General features: G+C 63.3%; 17 protein-coding genes and 7 pseudogenes. 19 read left to right on the top strand and 5 right to left on the bottom strand.

What is annotated here, in order from left to right; all coding sequences use genetic code 11:
* Both XpopCFBP1817_RS13190 and XpopCFBP1817_RS13185 read right to left on the bottom strand, forming a co-directional pair.
* Nucleotides 1-110, bottom strand: a pseudogene (locus XpopCFBP1817_RS13190) (IS1595 family transposase); the annotation flags it as partial.
* Between the two features lie 92 nt (nucleotides 111-202).
* Nucleotides 203-697, bottom strand: a pseudogene (locus tag XpopCFBP1817_RS13185) (transposase); the annotation flags it as partial.
* A gap of 281 nt (nucleotides 698-978) precedes the next feature.
* On the opposite strand from XpopCFBP1817_RS13185, the gene XpopCFBP1817_RS13180 reads away from it, so the two are divergent.
* The 17 genes and pseudogenes from XpopCFBP1817_RS13180 to XpopCFBP1817_RS13115 all read left to right on the top strand — a co-directional run bounded on the left by XpopCFBP1817_RS13180 (nucleotide 979) and on the right by XpopCFBP1817_RS13115 (nucleotide 13,956).
* Nucleotides 979-2,184, top strand: a complete 1,206-nt coding sequence (locus XpopCFBP1817_RS13180) for an ISL3 family transposase (RefSeq protein WP_425479109.1) — start codon at nucleotides 979-981, stop codon at nucleotides 2,182-2,184.
* Between the two features lie 531 nt (nucleotides 2,185-2,715).
* Nucleotides 2,716-3,237 carry a GNAT family N-acetyltransferase gene (locus XpopCFBP1817_RS13175; protein WP_128417474.1) on the top strand — a complete coding sequence of 174 codons (522 nt, stop codon included), beginning with the start codon at nucleotides 2,716-2,718 and terminating at the stop codon, nucleotides 3,235-3,237.
* Nucleotides 3,230-4,021, top strand: a complete 792-nt coding sequence (locus XpopCFBP1817_RS13170) for a TauD/TfdA dioxygenase family protein (protein WP_006448944.1) — start codon at nucleotides 3,230-3,232, stop codon at nucleotides 4,019-4,021. The genes XpopCFBP1817_RS13175 and XpopCFBP1817_RS13170 overlap by 8 nt, the downstream gene beginning before the upstream one ends.
* A gap of 511 nt (nucleotides 4,022-4,532) precedes the next feature.
* Nucleotides 4,533-6,890, top strand: a pseudogene (locus tag XpopCFBP1817_RS13160) (type 2 lanthipeptide synthetase LanM).
* A 347-nt stretch (nucleotides 6,891-7,237) separates the two neighbouring features.
* Nucleotides 7,238-7,951, top strand: a complete 714-nt coding sequence (locus XpopCFBP1817_RS13155; RefSeq protein ID WP_244171163.1) for a hypothetical protein — start codon at nucleotides 7,238-7,240, stop codon at nucleotides 7,949-7,951.
* 69 nt (nucleotides 7,952-8,020) lie between these two features.
* Nucleotides 8,021-8,794: pseudogene (locus XpopCFBP1817_RS13150) on the top strand (MbnB/TglH/ChrH family RiPP precursor modification enzyme); the annotation flags it as partial.
* A 4-nt stretch (nucleotides 8,795-8,798) separates the two neighbouring features.
* Nucleotides 8,799-9,176 carry a hypothetical protein gene (locus XpopCFBP1817_RS23025; protein ID WP_244171162.1) on the top strand — a complete coding sequence of 126 codons (378 nt, stop codon included), beginning with the start codon at nucleotides 8,799-8,801 and terminating at the stop codon, nucleotides 9,174-9,176.
* Between the two features lie 105 nt (nucleotides 9,177-9,281).
* Nucleotides 9,282-9,650, top strand: coding sequence for a hypothetical protein (locus tag XpopCFBP1817_RS23020; protein WP_244171161.1), 369 nt, complete (start codon nucleotides 9,282-9,284; stop codon nucleotides 9,648-9,650).
* A complete protein-coding gene (locus XpopCFBP1817_RS13140; RefSeq protein WP_128417472.1) occupies nucleotides 9,637-10,845 on the top strand; it encodes a hypothetical protein in 1,209 nt (402 codons plus the stop codon). The genes XpopCFBP1817_RS23020 and XpopCFBP1817_RS13140 overlap by 14 nt, the downstream gene beginning before the upstream one ends.
* Nucleotides 10,833-11,090 (top strand): annotated as a pseudogene (locus tag XpopCFBP1817_RS23015) (ABC transporter ATP-binding protein); the annotation flags it as partial. The gene XpopCFBP1817_RS13140 and the pseudogene XpopCFBP1817_RS23015, both read left to right, overlap by 13 nt.
* An 80-nt stretch (nucleotides 11,091-11,170) precedes the next feature.
* Nucleotides 11,171-11,515 carry an AAA family ATPase gene (locus XpopCFBP1817_RS23010; RefSeq protein ID WP_244171160.1) on the top strand — a complete coding sequence of 115 codons (345 nt, stop codon included), beginning with the start codon at nucleotides 11,171-11,173 and terminating at the stop codon, nucleotides 11,513-11,515.
* The gene (locus XpopCFBP1817_RS23005) at nucleotides 11,502-11,720 is read left to right on the top strand and encodes a hypothetical protein (RefSeq protein WP_244171159.1); all 219 of its coding nucleotides are present in this window, start codon (nucleotides 11,502-11,504) and stop codon (nucleotides 11,718-11,720) included. The genes XpopCFBP1817_RS23010 and XpopCFBP1817_RS23005 overlap by 14 nt, the downstream gene beginning before the upstream one ends.
* On the top strand, nucleotides 11,692-12,054 hold the full coding sequence (locus XpopCFBP1817_RS23000; RefSeq protein WP_341866012.1) for an MFS transporter: 363 nt from the start codon (nucleotides 11,692-11,694) through the stop codon (nucleotides 12,052-12,054). The genes XpopCFBP1817_RS23005 and XpopCFBP1817_RS23000 overlap by 29 nt, the downstream gene beginning before the upstream one ends.
* A 7-nt stretch (nucleotides 12,055-12,061) precedes the next feature.
* Nucleotides 12,062-12,280, top strand: a complete 219-nt coding sequence (locus XpopCFBP1817_RS22995) for a hypothetical protein (protein WP_244171158.1) — start codon at nucleotides 12,062-12,064, stop codon at nucleotides 12,278-12,280.
* Nucleotides 12,281-12,738: 458 nt separating this feature from the next.
* A pseudogene (locus XpopCFBP1817_RS13125) lies at nucleotides 12,739-13,152 on the top strand (phytanoyl-CoA dioxygenase family protein); the annotation flags it as partial.
* On the top strand, nucleotides 13,149-13,613 hold the full coding sequence (locus tag XpopCFBP1817_RS13120; protein WP_128417470.1) for a nucleotidyltransferase substrate binding protein: 465 nt from the start codon (nucleotides 13,149-13,151) through the stop codon (nucleotides 13,611-13,613). The pseudogene XpopCFBP1817_RS13125 and the gene XpopCFBP1817_RS13120, both read left to right, overlap by 4 nt.
* On the top strand, nucleotides 13,600-13,956 hold the full coding sequence (locus tag XpopCFBP1817_RS13115) for a nucleotidyltransferase family protein (RefSeq protein ID WP_128417469.1): 357 nt from the start codon (nucleotides 13,600-13,602) through the stop codon (nucleotides 13,954-13,956). Before XpopCFBP1817_RS13120 ends, XpopCFBP1817_RS13115 begins: the two co-directional genes overlap by 14 nt.
* Before the next feature lie 302 nt (nucleotides 13,957-14,258).
* On the opposite strand, the gene XpopCFBP1817_RS13110 is transcribed toward XpopCFBP1817_RS13115, so the two are convergent.
* Together XpopCFBP1817_RS13110 and XpopCFBP1817_RS13105 are read right to left on the bottom strand one after the other, a co-directional pair.
* Nucleotides 14,259-14,729: a PIN domain-containing protein gene (locus tag XpopCFBP1817_RS13110; RefSeq protein ID WP_244171156.1), complete on the bottom strand. Its 471-nt coding sequence runs from the start codon at nucleotides 14,727-14,729 to the stop codon at nucleotides 14,259-14,261.
* A gap of 5 nt (nucleotides 14,730-14,734) precedes the next feature.
* Entirely contained in the window at nucleotides 14,735-14,989 is a 255-nt protein-coding gene (locus XpopCFBP1817_RS13105; RefSeq protein WP_128417468.1) for a type II toxin-antitoxin system Phd/YefM family antitoxin, read from the bottom strand.
* Between the two features lie 91 nt (nucleotides 14,990-15,080).
* Between XpopCFBP1817_RS13105 and XpopCFBP1817_RS13100 the strand changes: the two genes are divergently transcribed.
* A complete protein-coding gene (locus tag XpopCFBP1817_RS13100; protein WP_128417467.1) occupies nucleotides 15,081-15,266 on the top strand; it encodes a hypothetical protein in 186 nt (61 codons plus the stop codon).
* Between the two features lie 73 nt (nucleotides 15,267-15,339).
* Here the strand turns inward: XpopCFBP1817_RS13100 and XpopCFBP1817_RS13095 are convergent.
* Nucleotides 15,340-15,991 (bottom strand): annotated as a pseudogene (locus XpopCFBP1817_RS13095) (epoxyqueuosine reductase QueH).
* A gap of 789 nt (nucleotides 15,992-16,780) precedes the next feature.
* Between XpopCFBP1817_RS13095 and XpopCFBP1817_RS13090 the strand changes: the two are divergent.
* Nucleotides 16,781-18,166 (top strand): type III secretion system effector protein, encoded by a 1,386-nt coding sequence (locus XpopCFBP1817_RS13090; protein ID WP_128417466.1) that lies wholly within the window; start codon nucleotides 16,781-16,783, stop codon nucleotides 18,164-18,166.
* Nucleotides 18,167-18,670: the final 504 nt, after the last annotated feature.

Here is an 18,670-nt window from a genome sequence, read left to right as displayed (position 1 = left end):
GGCCAGCGCCACGTGTAGAGCGCGCGATGGCACTTGGCTTCGGTGCCACAGGACGCGAAGAACTCGGGCATCGATCATCCAGCCTGGAACTGCACGGCATTGCTGCGCATCACGTCGCCGCGTTGGCTTCAGGTGACAGCAGCATCCACAAAGCGCGGCGCAGATCCTGCGACTGGCGGCTGAATGTCAGGGCTAATCAGGTGGTCTGATGCATCTCAGGGTCGTGCGCGCGACTGGCATTCTTGGTCGAGCTGGGCGCCGCGATCAGGGGGGGCATCGACAATGGTGCCGGGCCGCAGGCGCTGGCCCTTGCGCGCCAGGGACGCGTTGACTGCCTGCAACATCTGCGCGGCAAGGTCATGCGTCTCTAACAGGCGGTAGAAGGTGACAATCGTGGTCTCGTCGGGAACGCTGTCCAAGCTACCGAGTTGGGCAAAACGCCACAACGTCGGGATCTCGTGCAGGGCTTCTTGCATCGCCGGATCGCTCAGTGCATACCACTGCTGCAACAGATGAATCCGCAACATCGTCGCCAGGACATATGGCTGACGACCAGGCCGCCCGGACACCGGAGAGTGGGGCGCGATCAGCCCAAGCAGGTGCGTCCATGGAACGATGCGCTCCCTTTCGGCCAGGAAGATCTCACGACGGGTTTGCGCTTGCCCACGCCCTGTGCATCACCGAATGTCAGTTGCATGGATGCCCCCTCAAGGTGAGTGCGTCGTGTCGCGCATCTATGGGGACGTTGTTCAGAGGTTCCCTAAGTGAAGCACGACCGATGTTGCATGCTTACAGCAGTCGCAAAACGCTTGCGGATTTAGCGCCATGTTGCAGGCAAAGTAGTGCCTACGCTAAGTGTCTCTCCTCCATTCCCTTCATCGTTCAGGTATTAAAATGGTTCTTCACCCAACTGAGGGGAGAGGCGCACGGCCAACCCGGTAAGTTTGTGGTTGTCGAGACTACAAACTGGGGCCGGCCTTGGCCGAGTTGGATTGTATGTCCCAGCTGGAAGGCTGGGTGGGATACAGCGTGGGCCGCTGGCATCGCGAGCAGCGAGGCACTGAACGCTGGCTGGTGCTCAAGCTTGATCCGCAGAAGGGCGTGGTGCGTTGCTGCAATGGGTGTGGCGAGCCTGGCGATCCATGCCGCGCTGTGCGGCGGATCCGCGATCTGCCGGTGTTCGAGGAGATAGTGGAATTGCGTGTGCAGCGGTTACGCCTGGGCTGTCGGCGTTGCGGGCCGCGGCTGGACTGGCTGGACTGGCATGCGCGGGTGACCCGGCGCCTGGCCCAGAGCGTGACGCGCCTATGCACCGTTACCTCGGTGCGGCACGCGGCGCACTGGTTTGGCCTGGACTGGAAGACGGCCAAGGCCATTGATTACCGGCATTTGGAGCGCACGCTGGGTCCGCCGGATCTGGACGGTGTTCGGCTGCTGGCGATGGACGAGTTTGCGATCCAGAAGGGCCACCGTTACGCCACGGTGGTGGTCGATCCACAGCGTAAGCGAGTGCTGTGGGTGGGCCGTGGCCGCAGCCGGGCCGAGGTACGTCCGTCCTTCGATCTGCTCGGGCCGCAGCGCTGCGCGCAGATCCAGGCGGTGGCCATGGACATGAACACCGTCTACGACCTCGAGGTGAAGCAGCACTGCCCTAACGCCGAGGTGGTCTATGACCTGTTCCATGTCGTGGCCAAGTACGGCCGCGAGGTAATCGACCGTGTCCGGGTGGACGAAGCCAACCGGCTGCGCGGCGACCAGCCGGCGCGCAAGGTGGTCAAGACATCGCGCTGGCTGCTGTTGCGCAACCGCGAGAACGTCCCGCCCGAGCAGGTGGTGAAGCTGGACGAACTGCTGGCCGCCAACCGCGCCTTACTGACGGTCTATCTGCTCAAGGACGACCTGAAGCAACTGTGGCGCTATCGCAGCCGGGCGTTGGCGTGGAAGTTATGGAAGAACTGGAAACGTCGCGCTCTGCGCAGCGGCCTGGGGCCGCTGAAGGTCTTCGTCCGCCGGCTGGAGCCTTACCTGCACGGCATCCTGGCGCACTGCCGCTGGCCACTGGGCACCAACCTGGTCGAGGGCATCAACAACAAGATCAAGGTCATCAAGCGCATCGCCTATGGCTACCGCGATGACGACTACTTCTTAATCAAGATCCGTGCCGCCTTCCCCGGAGTTGGGTGATGAACCAAATTTAAGACGTCTTCATCTCTCGAATCTTCGTGGGAACGGGGCACGCGCCTTATCCACCCCATTTAGCCCGGCCACCACTCACGACGTGGTGTATTGCCGGAATCGCGTCTTTTAAGGTGCTCCAGGCCACGTGTGAGCGCACCGATCCTGCGCCAGCAGCGGCTTCCGGGAACAAGTGCAGTCCCGTGCGCACCTATGCAGCCGCTTTTGCCATGAATTGTCGTCCAAGCGACAAGGCTATCGTGTTCGGCGTAGGCCCTTGCCCGGCGAACCGTTCCCCCTGTCTATCGCCAGCGTGCCTAGGGTTTGACTTTGTAGGAATTCCCCTACGTGCGACGTCCCCCAAAGTTCATAACACGCTCTAATGCGGGAAGGAGAGCGCAGGGATTGGGCATGCCTCGGACGAACGCGAACGTTGAAACGAGGTGGCTGGGCGGGTTAGGCTCTCGCTACGTCTGATCGACGGCGACATAGAACGTGGTTGACATGGATGCAAAAGTACAGGTCGCGGCGCCTGCTCAGGTGCTGGCGCGAAAGGGGGTTTCCCTACGCGCGTCGAGACTTGAAGACGCGGCCGCTTGGCTGGCGTTTCTGCAAGCGCTGGATGACGAGACAGGTTTCATGCTCTTCGAGCCGGGGGAGCACGCGGCCAGCGTCGCTCGGTGCGAGGACGCTATACGCCGAATCCACGCGGTATCGGGCGCGATGCTGCTGCTCTTGTGGAACGCGGCAGGGCATGTAGTGGGTTATGTCAAAGGCGACGTAGTGGCGCTGCAACGAAAAGCCCACGTGATGGCCTTCAGTGGCGCCGTGCATTCCGGCTACCGGGGGGATACCGGGCGCGCAATCCTCGATCTCTTTACGGAACAAGTCGGCAAGGAAGGCGTGATCAAACGCCTGGAAGCGGTCGTAATGAGCAACAACGTGCGCATGCTTTTGGTCGCGCTTTCCGCCGGCTTTTCGGTGGAAGGCGTCCGAAAGAACGCGGTTCGTCTGAAGACAGGGATGATCGACGAATATGTCATCGTTAAGTATTTTGACTGACGTGACTGCGTTGCATCGCGAATTCTTCGCCCGCTACGCGTCGCTGGCGAACGACGCCGCTTATGTCGAAGCATGCCCGAGCGCGACGAGCGTGCCGGTGTTCGGCCCCGTCAGTTCGCTGCTCGACGTGCGACGCAATATCCGTGAGGCGCTTGTCCACGACGGGGCATGCGTCGCGAAGACGCCCGGAGTGGATTTCGAGGCGTCGCTGGCGCAGCAGGTCTCGATTCTGGGGCTTGCGCTTCCGGACTCCCTCGGGGCGGGATATAGCACGATCGCGGTGACCCCGAACCGGAAGTACTACGCGAGCTCCTCGATCGGGCAGCCGATGCATTCCGACGATGCGCACCGTGCAACACCGCCGCCGGTGATCAGCCTGTACTGCGATGTGCCATCCGCCGACGGCGGGATCACGACGCTCGCACCGCTGGGCACCTATCTCGACGGGCGCCGGTTCACTCTCCCGCCGGCCTGCTTCGCTCGCGATGCGCTGACGTTGGTCGGTGCTATGGGGTTGATCCAGCGCCCGCTCTTGATCGACGGGCCCCGTCTTGGCTGCGCGCTTCCCAGCATCGCGATGGAAATCCAAAGCGACAGCGAAGTCCTCAATGTCTTGGCCGAACTGCTGGACTGGTGCCATCGCCCGGCAAACCAAGTACGGCTCCGACTTGAGTCCGGTGACGTTCTTTTCATCGACAATTTTCGTTGGGTTCACGGCCGGACCGCGTTTCCCGCGGACCAGCCACGCAGGCTCTATCGTGCGTCTTTTGCCTGTGCCGACTGAGACGGTCGAGCCCGGGTCTGACGCGTCCGCTTCACTGACTCAAGCGCTGCGCCAACTCGATGAGATCGAATGGCCGCGGCGCGCGAGCCAGGTCGAGCCGGCGCCGTTTCCGACCGACGCATCTGTGGTCGATCTCGCGTGGCGGTCTGTGGTTCCCGCAGCGGATTGGCCGGGGGATGCCCCGCCGGCCCCGGCGCCATATGAAGATCCGCTTGCCGGTATTGCCGAGCAGGCATTCGGCGCCGAGATTGAATGCCTACAAGAGCGCGTATCGGTACTCCTGGACGGAGCGCCGCTGCGCTGGGGCGCCAGCGCGGTCATGACTCTTGTCGACGAGGCCTACACCCGGCCGCTCCATCGGCTGTGGGCTCGTGGATGGGCCGCGGCGTTCAACCAGCTTAAGCTCGATGGACGCCTCGGACTTGACGCTCGCGTGTCGCACCTGACCAGCGCGCAACGCGCATTGGTCGTCGCCACCGCGCGCGATCGCTATTCACGGCTCAACGAACGCATGGGCGCGATGCGCGACGCGTTGCTGGGGGAGGTGCGGGCATTATGCCTGCGATTAACCTCCGACATGGACGAACTTGCCGCCAGGTGCCGTGCCGGGGGGGCGTCCGCAGGTCATCACGCGAGTCGTCCCGCTCGGGGACCGCCATCGGTCAGGCTGGGTGGGGTGGGTCCAGCTAAGTGATGCGGCGCAATCTCGGACGTGGGACGTCGTCTACAAGCCGCGCTCTATAGGCGTGGACAAGGCGTTCTACGACATGGCTGCCGCACTAGCCCAGCCGGGCGACCCGACCGTCCACGCGCCCTGGTTCCTGGATTGCGGCGCGTACGGCTGGATGGAGTACTGCGCCCCCAGCGACTGCGCGAACGCCGAAGAGGTGGAGGCGTACTACGAGCGGCTCGGTTGGCTGACCGCCTTAGTGTTTGTGCTCGAGGGCCGCGATTGCCACGCTGGCAACGTGGTCGTCCGCGGGGCCTCACCGGTATTCGTCGACCTCGAATGCCTGTTTACGCCGGCAGCGGACCGGGACGGGCAAGAGCCGCAGTATCCGCCAATCACGGCGACTGCGGTCCTTCCCATGACGCGCTTCGCGCTGGGGGCGTTTAGTGGTATGGACGTCAGCGGCTTCGCCGGCGGCCAGCAAGGCGCGCACTACTACCAGACGTGGCAGATCGCCGAGACGCCAACCGGAGCGCTCACTTTGCGCCGCGAGCGACGCCCAGTTCCACAGTCGACGAAAGTGCCTCGAATCGCGGGCGCATCTATTAATCCGTACGGCTATTGCGCGCCGTTTCTGCGCGGCATGCGGCGAGCGTTTGCACGACTGCAGTCGGTCGGGTCCGGTCTTCTCTCGTTTGCGGATACCGTACGGCTCAATGACCTGGAGACCAGGATCGTACTGCGCAACACGAGCGAGTACGTCAAGTGCCTCGAGGAATCAACAGCGCCGTGCGCAGTGTTGTCGGGGGATGCGGAAGACAGGTTTCTCGCCACGGCGCTGAAGCCCGTGCCTGGCGTGGATCCGGCGGACGAGCGCGACTGCCTGTGCCGCGGCGTCATGCCGCGCCACGGCGTCACCCCCATCGAGAGCGGCGCGCAGCGGTCACATCGTCCAGATCGCAGTCGCGCACCGAGCGGTCCAGCGAGCGTCAGCGGCGTCGAACGCGTGCGCACCCTGCTCGATACCGGTCTATCGTCGGCGACGGTCGCTGCGCAGTTGACCCTGGCCGAGCAGGCGTTTGCCGCCGGCGCGCGCAATGCTCGGGCGGTAGCATTCACATCGCCTGAAATGCGTTCGCCAGGTGCGGCGTGCACTCTGCTGGCGCGCGCCATCGCTTGCATCGACACGCGGCTGTCGGGTGAAGACGCGCCGGACTGGATCACCGCCACCTCAAGCCGCGGGGGTGCGCTGGTGCTGACCCGCATGCACTGGGGCGCATTCACGGGACGCAGCGGAATGGCGGCGGCCTATGCAGCGGCCGAGGCAAGCGGAGTCGTATCCGCACAGCGGACCTTAGCGCGGTTCCGGCGTGCCACGGAATCGGACGCCGGCGCAATCGCCGCGTCGCTGCCTGTCGAAGGACTCGACGGGTGCTCCGGCGTACTGGCGTTTGCCGTGGGGTGCGGGATGAGGACTGGCCGGAGCCGCCTGCAGGATGAGCTGCTCGCACGCCTGCGCGCCGCGCCGGACGCCCGTACGATTGGGCCGATGCCTGCAGGCATCGCTGATCGGTCTAACCGCCGCGTTCGAACTTGATCCCGCACCGGCCTTGGCAGAACTCATCGATGCGCGTCTGCACGCATTCGTCTGCTCCCCGCAACTCGCCCGGCTCATCGATCGCGATGTCGCAGCGCCGTCGGTCATGTGGGCCAGCCCTTGGGCGATGGTTCTCGCCACTGCGCGTGCGGCGCGCGCGGTTGGGAACTGGCATGCGCTCGCACATGTGTCACAAACGATCCGGGCCCGCGATCTCAAGGCGGACACCGTCCACGATCGATTGGTTCGGCTGCGCCTACTGCTCGACGCGGGCGGTGACTCGGACTCGACCACCCTCTGGCACGAGATTGCTCAACTGCGATCCTTGGTGTCAGCAACGACGCTCGGATCGCAGTACGGACTAGGCGCGCTGTTGGGTGCCGCGCGCTGTGCCCGTGAACGAAGCGCCAGCGGCGACGCACTCGCCGACGAGATCACCTCCGCCTACCTGACCTGCGCGCAAGCGTGGCTGGATGCCTGTGAGGATTCGATTCTCAACCGCCCACTTTTTGTCGATGCCGCTCGCGGCATCGCTGGAGTTGTCTTGCGGCTGACGCAGGTGCGTGCTAAAGAGGGAATTGCTAGGTGCTTTTATTTTCTAGCACACGCAAGCACAAGAGCGCCGCTTTGCATAAGTTGAAGAGGTGACGTTCTTTTATCAACGACAACATGGAGCATGAAATGAACAGCCAGCAGAACGACGTCGCCTTCGAAATCGAAGTGATCGAGGAAGCCACCGCTCCGGTGGATTGCCTCTGCAATACTGTGACTTGCCCGTAATCAGACGGGACTCGGCGGCCTGCGCGCGTCGTAGGCCGCTTGTGGCGTGTATGATGACCTGACTATGGCAACGAATACTACGGTCTAGGCTGCGCTGGCTCGGCTAGTGGTGAACCCGCCCGCTGCGCTACACGTACTTCGCGGGGGCTGCCCCGTCGAATTCGGCGTAGTGCTGGCACCTGATACCCACGCGGCTTTGAACGTGTTCTTTGAGTCGCATGGCGCTGCATTCCGGGCCTCAGTACTCATGTTGCGCAAGCGGCGTCTGGACAATATCCTCGACGCTCTAACGGTAACGTCGCGATTATTCTCTGAGTACGAGCTGTCGTGCTATTGGGATGATTATCTCGCGTCCATCGCGACCCAGGCGCCGACACCCAAGAATCCGCTGCTCGAGTCGGTGGCGTTCGGGCGTTTCGTCATTGAGACGCTGCCGGCGGATGATCCACATGTCACGCTGGTCGAATATGACGTCACCCGCAACGGAGTTGCAGCCGCCGCGGCCGCCGCCAGCCGCTACACACTTCACGAATCGCCTGAGCGAGGCTTACTGCTACTGCATCCGGCTTCGCAGATCGTAGGATTCATGGTAAACGTCGCGGGTCTCGTGAAAGCTGTCACCTCCGGCATGACGCGCAATGCGGTACTGGATGCGATCGTCAAAGGTCCTGAGCGCATTCTATTTTTCAAGAACTGGAAGCGCGGCGGCGTCGGGACTCTCAAGTTGGGTTCTGCCGTGGGAAAGTCGCTCGGGTTGTTTGAAGGCCGCTACTCGCATGCCGAACTCCTCAACCGGCACCCTCATCTGTCGACGCTAGTTGCGTCGTTGCTAACCGCAGGCGTCCTTGCGCCTTGCATCCCCGACGCCATGCACGAGGGCTGAACCATGTCGACAATGGTCGGTGTGAACTACAAGAGTCAGCTCCGTGAGTAGCTACTCGCCAATACGGAGTCGCTGGACATTCTCGAGGTCACGACCGAGAAACTGTTCATCCAGAACGACGATCCAGTGCTTGAGATACTAATGTCACGCCTGCCGGTGTCGCTGCACGGACTCGATCTCTCGCTTGGCTCGTCTAATGAGATGCCGCAGACCTATTGCGCCAACCTTGCTCACACACTTTCCGCCACGTCCCACGAGTGGTTCAGCGACCACCTCTCGCTCACTGCCGAGGACGGGGTCGAGGTCGGGCATCTGATGCCCATGCAGTTGTCGAACGAGGACCTCGAGCGCACCGTTGCGAAGATCCGGGCAGTTCAGGCGTTCAGCGACCGGCCCTTTCTCGTCGAGAACATCACTTGTTACTACCCAATCCCGGGTTCGAGCATCCCCGAGGCGGATTTCCTGCGCATGCTGTGCGAGGCGACAGGCTGTGGCCTGCTCCTTGATGTGAACAACCTCTACATTAACGCGTCGAACCACCACTTCGATCCGATGACCTATTTGGAGCAGCTGCCGCTCGACCGCATCATCGAGGTGCATCTAGCCGGCGGGTCACGTAAGTTCCGCATGATGGTCGACACGCATGCCACGGATGTTTGGCGCGAGGTGTGGGAGCTGTTCGATCAGGTGTGTCGGCACATCCGGCCGGCGGCCGTTATCATCGAGCGCGACTCCAATTTCGGTTTGTTCAGCGACATGCTGGCCGAGCTCGATATTGCCCGCGGCATCCTGGCCCGACATGGGTTGCGGAAGCCGCTAGCGCTGACTGTCGCCGCTGCTTGACGCCATGTACTACCTGTTTGGGGACGAAGTTGTCACAAGCCTGCTGCTGCGTCGCGCAGGGGCACTGCACGCTCAACGATTAGACGATACGACGGCTGTCGCCGGGTTCAACCAATTTTTGCAGGCCCACTCGATCATAGAGGCAGCGATCGATTGGGTGGGCCCGCGACGCGTCGATTTCGAAGGCCTGAAGCCTTACGCGCCTCTGTTCGCGGAGCAGAAGAAGCGTTTCTTTGCGGAGAACTCGTCGTTGCTGCGCGAGCGGCTGGCGAACGGCTACTTCGACCGGGCATTGCAGACGCTCTCCGACAAGGCACCTCGGCTGCGCCAAATGGCGGACTTCTGTGTCCGGTTGATCGTCGTCAACCAACTGAGCGAATAGACCAACGGCACCACCGAAGACACCATCGGCGTCGCGAACTTCAACTTCAAGGACGATTTCGACGAACTGGATTTCCACGAGCTGCTTGTCCACCAGCTCGTGCATATGCTGCTTTTCGTCGATGACACGCTTGACCCCCACATGGCACAGGACCGCAAGGACGTGCAGGTCGAAACCGGCTTGCCCTTCGTGATGGGCGGCACCTGCTTCCCGATCTACCTGGCGTTTCACAGCTATATCGTTGCCGTCGAGATGCTGCTGTACCGCGAGGCCACCGGGCAGCTGGAGGCGTGTCCGGTATACCATCGCTCGACGGTGCGGGTGATCCGCATCATCCATGCCTTGGGCCAAGCCATGCGTACGAACTGCGCGATGTTCGACGCGCGCGGACGCGACATTCTGGACCGGGCGTTCGTCCGGGCCGAGGCGGCGGTGGGACGTGTTCAAGCGGCGGCAGCCTATGCGCCCGCATAGCCGCTCGCTGTCCACCTTTGATCTGCTGGGGTTGGCCCTGCGCCACTATCGCGTCGAGCTCAAGGAGCGCGTGACGCGGTACAAGCAGGTCCTGCTGGTGATCGCCTTGCTTGCGCTGCCGGGCCTGCCCGCCTTCAAGGCGGTCGTGTTGGCCCCCCTCCAGCAGATCTTCGCCCGGAACTCCGCGGCCGGGGCCAGCGCGGTCGGGTATGTCCTCGTGCTGGCGCTCTGGGCGGCGCTCCAGCGTGGTGCCGTGGGCTCTGTATCGGCGGCCGCGATCATGAACAGCCTGCCCCTGCCGCGGCTCCAGATGTTGCTCCGCGACGCGCTGTTTCTCGCGTCGGTGTCGAACCCTTGGACGGTGCTGCTCGCGGTTGCTGCAGGGACCGCGCCACACCCCATGAATATGGTCGAACGCGGCGTGGCCATGCTGGCGGTCAGCGCGATCGCACTCACCGTGCAGTTGGCGATACTGCGTGCGCGTTACGCCGTCGCGGCGATCGGCGTCGGCGCGGCCGTTCTTGCGTGCGGGGACGCAAGACCTGGCGCAAGGATGCTTGCGGCGACCGCCATCATCGCCGCGGTCGTCTGGCTCGGGCGCTGCCCGCCGTTGCCCCGCGATTTTCGGCCACGCCAAGCCAAGCGCTGCGCGGCAGGCGGACTTGCCGCATGGCGGTGCACCACGCTGACAGCCCTGTATTGGATGGGCCTGTACCGCGGGAGGCATGGCGCCTACAGCCTTACGCTGGCACTGGTCGCTGCGCTTGGGGTATTTGTTGGCCTGCTGGTTGCCCAGTCCGACGGGACACCTTCCCGCGCGGTCGGACTAGCCGCCGCCTATGCGGCACTCGCGACGGGTGTTCTCGGGCTCGGTTTTGGCACGCTGACGGGGCACCAACGGGCCTATGCGGGTGTTCTCGCGCCGCTGCCGATCGCGCGTCCGGTGCGGGTGCTCCAGGCGATCGTGGCGGTCGAAGGTCCGGCGTTACTGTTTGTCGGCGTCCTGTTGTCCCTGGTTGCGGCCCGCAGCGGGCTGCGCTATGGAGCGCTGGTGGCGATCTGTGCGCTGCTGCTCAGCGCGTTCCAGTACGTCGCCTACCGCGCGTGGCCGAGGCACACGATCGCCGCCGTATTGCTGTTCTCCATTTCTATCGTAGTTGCCACCTCCTGGGTGGCGTCCGTATGGGCGCGATGACCATGCTTCCACTGTCCTTGACTGAACTGACGATCTCGTACGGGCGGACGAAGATCTTTGATGAGCTGACACACGCGTTTCCGACCGGCTGTCACGTCATCGCAGGCCCTAATGGTGCAGGCAAATCGACCTTGTTGGGCGCCGTGTGCGGCGTCATTCCGTATCGCGGCCGGATCTCCATTGCCGGACACGATTTGAAACGCAATTTCATCGACGCGCGCCGCAACCTGGCCTTCGTCCCGGATGCGGCCACGTTTTACCCCTTCGTGACGGGAGAAGAGTACGCACGCCTGGTGGCGCGCGCACACGGACAGGGCGAGGCCGTGTGCGCGCGCGATTTACACACCTCGTCCACCGCCTCAACGTCGAACCCTACCTCGGCACGACGTTCGGCGAGGCGTCGCTCGGCACCCGCAAGAAATTCATGCATCTGGCTGCATTGCTGATCGAGCGCCCACTGCTCGTGCTGGACGAACCGTTTAACGGACTCGACCAAATAACCGCCGACGCGCTCGTCGAGCTGATCCATGATGCAGCCCGCGTAGGGACAGTCCTGATGACCTGTCACCAGCCGGCGTTCGTCGAGGCCACTGAGGCCACCTTATGGCACATTGGGCAGGCGCCGCACGACCTATTGCGCCCTGAGGCACACGCGCGTGCCTTCGCCTGACTTCGTCCGCTTTCGGACCGGGCAGTTCCTCGCCATCCTCGGCGGTCGCTGCAGCTTCCTGAGTCTGTCGTGGTGGCTGCTGGCACGCACCGGGTCCAAGGCCGACTTCACGCGGTTGGCGCTCATTTTTTCGTTGTGCGGGCTGGTCAGCCTCCCCATCCTCGCGCCGCTGGCCGCTGGCCGCTGGCCGCTGGCCGCTGGCTGATCGCTGGTCGCGCAAGGCCTGTGCCCTCGCCGCGGACCTTTGGTCGCTTGCAGGCTTGATCGCGCTGTGGGCTGGGACGTGGTACGGGCACTACCGGCCGCTGGTCACCGAGCTCATTGTCGGCTCGCTCGCGTTGGGCGTGAGCCTGATGACGGCCGTGTCCGGCCGCATCATTGCGTCGCGAGTGCCGCGCGAGCGCCGCGGGCAGGCTTTTGCGGCAATTACCGCCTCACAGGCCCTCGTCTTCCTGCTGGCGCCGCTGCTCGCCGGGTTCGGCGCGACTTGGATGCCGTTTCGCTGGCCCTCGCGGTCAACGCGGCGATGCTCGTGGTGACGCTGCTGTGACCGCCTCGATCCGTGCCCCCGAGGCGGCGTTGTCGGGTGGGGGGCGCGATGGCTGGTTCACCAGTCTGGCGGCTGGGGTGCGGCTGTCGATTCGCATTCCCGCAGAACGGGACTGGAACGTGATCGGCGCGGTCATCAACGGGTGCGTCATTCCGTTTGTCTCCCTGACAGTGCCCGTTCTCGTTTTCCATGAGCAACGGCAGCCCGCGTGGTAGGTGGGCGCGTTCGGCGCCGCCATGGCCATCGGACTCTGGGCAGGCAGCCGCCTGATACCGCATCGGCGTGATTCGGTGTCATCCTTGCCAGTTGCTGCCGGCAGCGTTGCGCTCATCGGCGCGGGCATTGGCCTCTACGCCGTATGTGCATCCGCGGGGACACTGGCGGTCGGTTCGTTCGCGTGCGGCATGGAACCGGCCTGCATAACGCACGTTGCGCGGCGTATCGGAGCGCGACGACACCGGCGGCGTTCCGGGCGCGGCTCTCAAGTTGGGGCACGCGTCTTCTCAACCGGGTCGAGGCGTTTCTTGAGCATTGCCCCGAGGCGCCGGCAGTGTTCGCCAACCCGGCGATGCATGACGCGGTCTCCGCCGCCTTGGGGCGGCCGTACGTGCTCTTCAAGGAAAAGCTTAATCTCAAGCCGGCGGGCAGCGGGGGTTAGGCGCCGCATCAGGACGCGCCTGCTTGGCGCCTGCTGAAGCAGGAGGCGGTCTCGGTAATGGTCGCGGTGGCCGAAACAACGGCGGAAAATGGAGCGCTGCAGGTCGATCGCGAGTTCGCGTGCGGTCGCACCCTGCTTCCCCATGCGCACGGTCAGTTGGTGGATGCATGCTCGATGTCGTGGGAGGCGCTCTACCTGTTGCCCGGCGACGCGGTCGTGTTCAGCGCGTTTCTGCCCCACCGATCCAGCCCCGATAGAAGCCGGTCCCACCGCCGCGCCGTCTTCCTGAGTTACAACGCCTCGGAAGAAGGGAACCTACGCGACGTCTATTTCGCGTACAAGCGTCGCGTCTTTCGAACGGAAGTCGAACGGGGTGACACGGCCGCCGTGGCCGGCTGGCGCTCGCGCCTTGCCCGCGAACGGTTATGACCTATCTCAACGCACTGCCCGAACCGGTCGATGCGGCCGACTCACTCGACTGTCCCGCACGCTGTGAGCAGCGCGCCGACAAGTTCGCGCAAACGCTCGCATGGGCGCGCATTCAGATCGGTGAAGCGACTTTCGGGGCGGGCAACCTCGCCGACCAAGGCCTCATCAAGGTGTTTGAGATCTGCCACGACATGGCGTGGCATGCGCTCAACGAGTACCTGCGCTGGCAGGGCCTGATCGATTTGCATGGACCGCGGGACACATTCCGCGAGGCCTTCGCGCGAGGTGTCGTCGGCGACGGCGAGCGGTGGATGGAAATGTGTGCGTGCAGAACGCTGGAGGCAAAGTCGCACCACGGAGTCATTGCGCGCGAGCTTGCCTGCGCCATCGCCCAGCGCCATCTGCCGCTGCTCGAATCGCTCGCCGCACGCCTCGAGGCGTTTCGCGATGAGCGACGTTGACTCCCCGGCGCCAGGCGGCGTGGCCGCTGCGCACTGGCAGTGCATGGGTGCGGTCCTCGCCCAACGCGTGGCGGTGGAAGAGGTATGCCTGTACGGATCGCGCGCACGCGGCACGAACCGGCCCAATTCCGATATCGACCTGTGCATCACCGCCAGCACACTCGACTTTATTGGTCTAGCGCGGCTTGGTGAGGCGTTGGCCGATCTGGGCTTGCCGTGGAAGATCGACCTAACGCTGCGTCGGACGCGGACCCCTCCGATCACGGCGCAGTCAGCATTTAGCCTAGCGCACCAGATCGCGCGCTATGCGGTTCCTGTCTTCGTTCGCGCGTTGGAGCGATGAGCGCGCGGCGTTCTTTGTGAACCGCCTGCGCTGAGCAGGCCGATGAACGGCTTTAAAGAGCCGGCCAGGCTCCGCTGGTCGGCGTCCACGTCGCGCGCTCGCACCGGCATCGCGAGCTTGCTGCCGGCTGTCCGCAACACGTTTAGATACGCGTCGTCGACTCGTGCGTCAGGTGCTTCAACCAATTGCGTGCATCGGCCCCGGTCTGGGCTGAAGGGTAGGCTAACCAGTGCAAAAATCAACATAACAAAAAATTAAGCTGCAACAGCAGTTTAGCGCAGCTTGGCGAAGACGGGCGAAACTCAGCTCTGTACCGCTGGAGTACCACTATCGGAGACAATCTTTAACCCGTAGGCGTTCATGGCGACGGCTCCCACGGGTTGACGATAGTCACTCCCGTCGGCTTGAAATCGGCCGCGTTGCGAGTGACCACTGCCATGCCGTGCACTAGCGCCGTCGCTGCGATGAGCGCGTCGCGCTCGTCGCGCTTGTCTGTTACATGCAGCCGAGCGCTGCGCTACAGCGGTATCGATAGGCAATGTTCGCCCAGAGAATTCGGGTAATACATGCTGCTCAAGCCAGGAGCGCAGTATGGCCCCCTGGGGGGCGTCCTTGCGTACAATCGACAGAACGCCAAGCTCCAGCTCCATGATGGTGATGACCGATACGAAAAGGTCGGCGGCGTCAACACGTTCCGCCCACGCCGCCACATTCGCATCAGCCTTGCCGAGGCGTACTTTTCGCAGCTCCAACAGCACGTTGGTATCGAGCACGTACATCATTCCAGATCAGCCGGCCGGGCTCCAATAGTCACGCGCGGTTGCTCAAACTCGATCTCCGCGACGTCCGGCATCGCCAGCGCATCGGCAATGTTGCGCCGCTGCTTCGTCAGCCGCTGATAGTCCTCGAAGCTCAACAGTACGTGCGCAGGCTTGCCGCGATCCGTGATGAACACCGGACCGCCCTTGGTGGCCCTCTTTGCTCGCGTCACGTCCTGGTTCAGCTCGCGACTGGATAGGGTTGTGATGGGCATAGCACGCCTTTGAGATCGATCATATGTAGTAACGTTACTACATATTCAATCAGCAGAGAAGCAGCTGATCAGGACACCGATATCCTCGCAATTGACGAAAAGCGTGCCCGCGATATGCACCATCGCCGCACACGTTGTCCGTTCGGAGAAATGCGCTATCGACAGCGATCATCCCTTCCAGCGTCAGCTTGAGCGCGGCATCATCGTCGATGCGACGCGCATGCGCGGCATCGTCTGTCGAGCGGCAAGGCAGGTTTCGGCGGTGGTCATGCGCTAGCCGTTCGTTGCACTGCATGAAGGACGATGTCCGGCGCTCTGCCGGAAAGCCTGCCATCGCCCAGCGCGGCGCTTCACGTCTCCGGCTCTTGCTCGCCGTAGAACTTCAAGCCCAAGCGAATGCGGTCGCGTCCCTGCGCGCGACGGTGCCGATTGCTGTCGCGCAGCGAATAGACGCACCCGCAGTCTTCCTGCTGATAGAAATTCTCGCGCTTGCTGATCTCGATCATGCGCGCGCTTCCGCAGCCCTTGCGCCAGTTGTAGTCCCAGTACACCAGACCCTGGTAAGGCGCTGCGGCCGCAGTCGTTGATCTGCGGCATGTTCTTCCAGCGCGAGATGCTCAGCGAACTGGTCATCACCGCAAAGGCGTGCTCGTGCGCGTATAAGGCCGTGCGCCCGAAGCGCATGTTCAAGCACATCGTGCAGCGGATGCCGCGCTCCGGCTCGTTCTCCATGCCCTTGGCGCGGGCGAACCAGTTGTCGGTGTCGTAGTCGGCATCGATGAAGGGCACACCGTGCCTCTCGGCGAAGCGGATGTTCTCCTGCTTGCGCAGTTCGTATTCCTTCAGCGGGTGGATGTTTGGGGTGTAGAAGAAGACCGTATAGGCGATCGCCGAGGCGACGAACGCCTCCATCAGCTCCCCGGAACATGGTGCGCAACACGAGTGCAGCAGCAGGCGTCTGCCCCCGTTGGGCAAGGTCAGCGTCTCTGGTGATCGATTCATGGGCTAGCTCCTGCGATGGTTCGGGCGGGCTGGGTTCCGCGCACCGTCGGCGATGTCACGGCCCGGCCCACGGCTGCGCCTCGGTCAACCTATTGTCTTGCCCGGTAGACGCGAAACCATGTCGCATGTTCAGGCATAGTCGCTCCAAGGCCGGAGCGGGATGTCGCCCCGGTCGTGCCGACCCATCCTCCGCGATGGCCACCAGGGAACTGCGCTCGGGAAGTCTACAAAAAGCGGCACCACGTCGAAGGGTTGTCGCGGCGAACGGAGCGATTTCGCCTGAATTTTAGCCGATGCTGTCAGCTCGACCTGGTTTTTTCGGTCGTCTCAATACAGCTCGTGCGCGTTGCAGATGCAGGGCGTGCGTGCAAACAGACCTGAAGCGGGGGCAGGCCCAAGTTTCGCAACCCTGTTCCAATGTTGCGCGAAGCGCTTGTTCGCTTATCCGTTTGCGATTGCGCCAAGCGGCGTGGCATCGCGCCCCTGTGCGTTGCACCATTTCGCCGTTGGTTACTTGGTGGACGCATCATGGACTCTCGAATCAATCGCCTGGCGGGAACCGCGGTTTCGCCAGCTCGTATAAATCATGATCGACAGCCACAAAGCCCCCCTGTCGCTCGGCTTCCCGCGCAAGGTGGCGAACCTCGGCTGGAGGGACTGCGGCTCCGCAAGAGCGCAACGGGTGGCGCGGCATCGGCTCCGTGCGAGCGCGCAACGCCGCCCGCAGCGAGTTGCGCGCCAATGCCCCATGCCGCATCGTCGGCGCACGCAGATCGCCCCGATCGGGGCATGTTCTCGATCGTCAGGCAACTGTCGTTCCTGTCGACCGACCGCGATGTGGGCAAAGTTCCTGCAGCATCGGCCGTGTCCGGGAATGGCGTGGTTTTTTCTCGCTCGAAGCAAGCGCTGGGCGGCAGCGACGTCGGCATGGTCGCGACCATCGACGGCCAGGAACATCTTGTCAAAACCGGAATCTCGCGCAGCCTGCTCGGTCAATCGGTGACGTGTTGCGTAAACGGGCAGGTCGATCAGGCGAACAAACGCCTTGGCTATATCGTCGATGGCGCGGCCAGGCTCTTGAAGACCGACCCCAAGCAGGGGAACCAGAGGCAATTACTGACACAGGCGTTCCATGCCTTTCTGCAGACAGAGGAGGGCAAGAACCTCGCAGGCAAAGCGAGGACCGATGCGTTGGACATCGCCGATGTCGGCGACATTCATGCAAGCCTTGTTCGTGCAGACCCTCGATTGAGGAATACGCTCGGTGTGCCGGTGTTGTTCGACGTCATCAACGTGGCAGCGGGGCAGCAATTGGTCAACGCATTGCAAGGTACTTACCTGCCGAAGCAGCACATGCCGGATTCGTCACTGCTGGCCGTGCAGAACAATGCATTGATCGGGTCCCGGCTCATCGCCGATGCCAAGCCGCTGGATACGTTCCTGACCGAGCCCTTTCTTCCGCCCGGCGTTGCGCTCAAGGACGCCGGGCGCGCCGCCGCGCTCCTCAAGGATAAGGCGGCCGCGGGCGGCGCGCATTCGGATGACCGCGCGCGCGCGCAAGCGCTGATCGCGAAGATCGACGACCCCGCCAATCTCGACGCGGGCAAGCAAGCGTTGAAGGGAATGTTGTCACAGAAGGGACTGGATGGCCTGTTCGTTTCGCTGCTGGCCCGATTCACCTTGGGCGAATCTTCCGATCTTGGCCCGGACAACATGCTGGTCGTCCCTGGCGAAGACGGCCGCAACAAGGCCGTGAGCATCGACGTCACCGGATTCCGCTACGCGCGGGAGAACGGCGTGCCTGCAGGTCCGCGGGATCCGCTGCGACATGGCTGGGGAGAGGTCATCGACACTCCCGCACTCGCGCTGGATGTGCTGCTCGACGGTAGCGTCATGAACAGCCGTTATGCGAAAGGCCTGGATTCGGTTCACGCGGCCGTCGTCGACTGCCTGCGCAACGCACTGCGCCAGAATGCCACGCCTGAAGCGCAAGCGGTCAAGCGCTGGTACGCCGCGCTCTATGTGGACGCATCGACCGCGTCGCTGCTTTCGTTGCATCAAGGCTTGGGCGGTATTGCCACATCCCCATGGATGCCGGATGCCGGCTTGGTCTGCCAGGTATTGGAGCGCAATGCCGGATTTATCAACGACATCGTGGACAGAGCCCGGACATGATCGAGGCGAGGCTGCGCGGCAAGGCAGCCTGACGCGATCCGGTCGTTATTTCGTCGCGATGCGCGCCTGTGCACGCGATCGCTACGCTGCAATGACCGGATCCAGCCCCGGTACGAACAGGGCCGCGGCCCCCAAGCCAGACTGATCGAACCCAAGCGTGCGAAGGCTTATGCATTGCTCATCGGCGATGCCGGAGCGGATGTCTACGCGGCGCTTTGGCGATTGCTACAGGAACTTCGACGCGAGCTGTCCGCCAAGAGCGTGGCCGGCACGCCGCGTTGAGCGTGCCGGCCGGCACTTCAGGACAAAAAGGCCGGAGGAAAGGTGTGTTTGAAACAGATACTTCCTCTGATCCTTTTATTTACCATGCCCCACGCATTGCGCCAGCTGTCACCGGCGGCCAGTCGAAACATGCGCTCTTTCATCTATGGCCTGTTAACACATACGAAGCCCTTCAACGATCAGGACGAAGCTCAGGAATCCGAGGAACATGACGTCGAGCTT

Origin of the sequence: Xanthomonas populi, assembly GCF_002940065.1 — a bacterium.
Lineage (GTDB): Bacteria > Pseudomonadota > Gammaproteobacteria > Xanthomonadales > Xanthomonadaceae > Xanthomonas > Xanthomonas populi.
This window is presented reverse-complemented; position numbering and strand designations above follow the sequence as displayed.